Annotated in this window: 2 protein-coding genes; both read left to right on the plus strand. The window is 40.5% G+C overall.

What is annotated here, in order from left to right:
- The first annotated feature begins 103 nt into the window (after nt 1-103).
- A complete protein-coding gene (locus AC1DWM_RS30065) occupies nt 104-460 on the plus strand; it encodes a hypothetical protein (RefSeq protein WP_477796881.1) in 357 nt (118 codons plus the stop codon).
- A gap of 85 nt (nt 461-545) precedes the next feature.
- A complete protein-coding gene (locus tag AC1DWM_RS30070; RefSeq protein ID WP_223512847.1) occupies nt 546-1049 on the plus strand; it encodes a DUF2247 family protein in 504 nt (167 codons plus the stop codon).
- Nucleotides 1050-1389: the final 340 nt, after the last annotated feature.

Raw genomic sequence — 1389 nt, forward strand, 5'->3', positions numbered from 1 at the left:
ACTCGATATAAATAGCAACCTACTAAAAAATGATCACTCAGTAGTTCGCGCTCCACTAGGACATAAATAGAAGAAGCCAACGATACAGCACATCATAGAACCTATGGCGCTCGGCACCTTCGCGGAGTTCTCTACAACTTACGGGACTGGAAGGTCATTTTTTTCAAGTTCCACGCTTGAGGAAAATCAGACATATGATGTAGAGATGGAGATTGATGATGATGACTTCATTTGGAACACAAACATCAGCCCGTCCACCGATTGCATACCGTCATTATATTTTTACTCTGGAAAGCTCTGCAAAACGGCCAAACTCATATCTAGCGATGAAGATGGAGACAGCGAATTAAAACTGGGCGACTCCATAATATTTATTTCAATAGACGAAATTGATCTACCACTCCCTTTATTTATCAACCTTACCGCACAAAAAACCACTCTTTACCCTACAAATATTTAAAAAAGTGGACGGATTTATTTTCACGAAAAAAAATAAATCCGCCCCCTTTTCGCTAGTTCATCGAGAATGCCAAAGTAGGCAACGTATGAAAGACTTATTACTTGACGGATCCTACGTATATGCACACGCGCCCTGGCTAAACTGGAGTGAGCTTCTTTATGGACTGGAACACAGCTTCATAAACGAAAAGGGAGTATCTGAATTCGCTTGCGAGGGTTTAACTGAAAAATCTTCACAAGAAGCCATTAGCCTTGCGTCTTTATTACCCCAAGAAAGCTACTTGACACTCGATTTACTCCGCAGACTTGCTACCAACGAACCAACTATTGAAACAGACAAAGCAAAACCATGGATTTTTTTACTGCTTTCATTTTTGTTTGACAATAAAAATAGTTACAGCGACCCATTAAATATAGTGGAGCAGGTATATTCAGACTTCGATTACCCAGAGGAAATTTCACCTCTAACTAGATACATGCCGGCATCAGAAGGCATCGAAGGATCTGAGGATCAGCTATTCAAGAACTGGGAAAAAGCTTTATCAGACTACAATAGTTTTTTTAGTAATCAAAACAGAAAGACTTTGTAGAAAGTGACTCCACCCCGTTTTTCGTGAGTTGTAAAAAAGTGTGAAAAAGGACTGAAAAAGGGGACGGATTTATTTTTACGAAAGAAAACAAATCCGTCCCCTTTTCACGTAAGGATGGAACAGTTGGCTGGTCCGCTGCAAAATCTCCAAACAGGCATACTTTTGCGCCTAAAAGCTGGAATGATGCAAAAATCCTCAAAGCTACTGATGAGGTAGCGTTAGAACCCGGAAGAGTTTTACGTGATGAACCAGGGGCGTTAATCACTGAACAGATAAAAGTCGTTGATGGCGTTGAATGGCAAGTAATTAAAGAAAACGGCGTAGTGACTTCATCCTATCC

The sequence above is a fragment of the Pseudomonas sp. P4_C8 genome (genome assembly GCF_056401975.1).

What these genes read in the sequence shown, in the direction of transcription:
- AC1DWM_RS30065 (WP_477796881.1), top strand. Translation starts at nt 104, where the DNA reads ATGGCGCTCGGCACCTTCGCGGAGTTCTCTACAACTTACGGGACTGGA.
- AC1DWM_RS30070 (WP_223512847.1), top strand. Translation starts at nt 546, where the DNA reads ATGAAAGACTTATTACTTGACGGATCCTACGTATATGCACACGCGCCC.